This is a genomic window from Thiococcus pfennigii (assembly GCF_016583835.1).
GTDB classification, from domain to species: domain Bacteria; phylum Pseudomonadota; class Gammaproteobacteria; order Chromatiales; family Chromatiaceae; genus Thiococcus; species Thiococcus pfennigii.
The window spans coordinates 1-2,073 of record NZ_NRRW01000131.1 but is presented as its reverse complement, the minus strand read 5'-3'; the positions used below and the strand labels follow the sequence as shown (position 1 = coordinate 2,073).

The window sequence follows — 2,073 nt, the reverse complement described above, 5'->3', positions numbered from 1 at the left end:
TGTAGGAGAAGACTGCAGGGTCTAAATTCCGTGGATCTACGGGACACCCACCTTGTTGCACCTCGTTGATGCCTCGGGCCGGTCACTGCAGGGGTCAAGGAAACATACGGGTCACCTATTTTGTTGACGGCGCGGCGGGCTCGCCGTAGAGTTTTTGCGAGGCGCGAGGAGTAGAGGGCACTCATTAGCCGTTAGCCGTTAGCCGTCCCCTGACAAGAGAAGATGCGGTTGTATGACCAAGCGCGACAAGCGTTTTGCCGCCTTGCGCGCCAACCCTAAGAGCGTGCGTTTCGAGGATGCCTGCCGGATTGCGCAGTCATTGGGTTTCGAATGCCAAGGCGGACAAGGTTCTCATCGAACTTATGGTCGTTTTGGCGAGCCTACCCTGCTAAATTTTCAGAACCGGGGCGGTTACATCAAAGCCTATCAGGCCAGGCAATTGATCGAAATGGTGGACAAGTATGGACAGGGCAAATAGATACCTTGTAGAGATATTTTGGAGCGATGAAGACCAGGGGTTCATTGCGATCGCCCCTGATTTGCCTGGCTGTTCCGCATTTGGCGAGACGCAGCAAGAAGCCCTGCACGAAATGAGCTTGGCGATGGCCTCTTGGCTGGAGGCATGTGCGAACATGCATCGCCCGTATCCAGAGCCCAAAGCCAAGCCCCAGCGACTTGCCGCATGAGAGCTGGCCCCGGGAGGTTGGGCAGAGATCCAGGCTTCGGGGTCAGGTCTTGCAATGCAACATTTCGAGGGTAGTGATCAGGTCGGGGTTGAGGATCTGGGGTCACGAGGATCTGCGAGGATCTGCGAGGATCTGCGAGGATCTGCGAGGATCTGCGAGGATCTGCGAGGATCTGCGAGGATCTGCGAGGATCTGGGGTCAGGTCTTGCAATGCAGCATTTCGGACGCGGGGGCGAGGGTCAGGCCTCGAAAAGTAACATCCCTGGCTCCCGTCTCCTGACCCGACCGCAAAGGCCAGCGCTTCGGCGGTCTCTCCTTTTGCCGGGTGCCATCCCGTCTCTCTCCCCACGCGGCTCCCCGTCGTGCTCGTAGAGCAGGCCTCCAGCGTCCGTCCCGCGCGGGGACGACCGCCCAGCGGACGGCTCAGAGCAGTTTTACCAGGGCCGCGATCGCGGCGACTTGGGCGAACATCAGCGGCACGATCCACTTGAGCAGATCGACCTTGGTACGCGCGACCTCGGCGCGAACCTGCTCGATGTCGAGCTTGAGCTCGGCACGGACCCGCTTGATCTCCTTCTGCAGGCGCAGCTCGCTCTCGCGCACATGGCCTTGGGTGGCCAATTCCGGAAGATGGGGGTAGCGCTCTTCCAAGCGCTCGAAGGCCTCGGCGATGACGCGCAAGGGAAATGGGGTCAGGTCTTGAAATACAACATTTCGGGGTGTACAGGGTCTGGGGTCAGGTCTTGAAATGCAGCATTTCGGGCGCGGGGGCGGGGGTCAGGCCTCGAAAAGTAACATCCCTGGCTCCCTTCTCCTGACCCGACCGCAAAGGCCAGCGCTTCGGCGGGCTCTCCTTTTGCCGGGTGCCATCCCGTCTCTCTCCCCACGCGGCTCCCCGTCGCGCTCGTAGAGCAGACATCCAGCGTCCGTCCCGCGCGCGGACGAACGCCCAGCGGACGGCTCAGAGCAGTTTTACCAGGGCCGCGATCGCGGCGACTTGGGCGAACATCAGCGCACGAAATGGGGTCACACGAAATGGGGTCAGGTCTTGAAACAGGAATGGGGTCAGGTCTTGAAATGCAACATTTCGGGCTGCAGGAGAAGACTGCAGGGTCCAGGACCAAACGGCGGGCCGTGACGGTGTTCGGGTTGTCTTCTCCGCCGACCGGCCGGCGCGAGGGGGCCGGGGTCAGGTCTCGAAAAGTAACATCCCTGGCTCCCGTCTCCTGACCCGACCGCAAAGGCCAGCGCTTCGGCGGGCTCTCCTTTTGCCGGGTACCATCCCGTCTCTCTCCCCACGCGGCTCCCCGTCGCGCTCGTAGAGCAGGCCTCCAGCGTCCGTTCCGCGCGGGGACGAACGCCCAGCGGCTCAGAGCAGTTTCACCAG

At 61.5% G+C, this 2,073-nt stretch carries 3 protein-coding genes; 2 read left to right on the top strand and 1 reads right to left on the bottom strand.

Features of this window, described 5'->3' with window-relative positions; translation table 11 throughout:
• Nucleotides 1-232: 232 nt before the first annotated feature.
• Nucleotides 233-478, top strand: coding sequence for a type II toxin-antitoxin system HicA family toxin (locus CKO41_RS18220; protein ID WP_200255476.1), 246 nt, complete (start codon nucleotides 233-235; stop codon nucleotides 476-478).
• Complete coding sequence (locus CKO41_RS18215; RefSeq protein WP_200255477.1) at nucleotides 462-686, top strand: type II toxin-antitoxin system HicB family antitoxin; 225 nt, start codon at nucleotides 462-464, stop codon at nucleotides 684-686. Before CKO41_RS18220 ends, CKO41_RS18215 begins: the two co-directional genes overlap by 17 nt.
• Before the next feature lie 423 nt (nucleotides 687-1,109).
• On the opposite strand, the gene CKO41_RS18210 is transcribed toward CKO41_RS18215, so the two are convergent.
• Nucleotides 1,110-1,367 carry a DUF1640 domain-containing protein gene (locus CKO41_RS18210; RefSeq protein ID WP_242464427.1) on the bottom strand — a complete coding sequence of 86 codons (258 nt, stop codon included), beginning with the start codon at nucleotides 1,365-1,367 and terminating at the stop codon, nucleotides 1,110-1,112.
• Nucleotides 1,368-2,073 lie beyond the last annotated feature (706 nt).

Bases quoted from the DNA above. Each gene is read 5' to 3' on its own strand.
- CKO41_RS18215 (WP_200255477.1), top strand. From the start codon at position 462: ATGGACAGGGCAAATAGATACCTTGTAGAGATATTTTGGAGCGATGAA.
- CKO41_RS18220 (WP_200255476.1), top strand. From the start codon at position 233: ATGACCAAGCGCGACAAGCGTTTTGCCGCCTTGCGCGCCAACCCTAAG.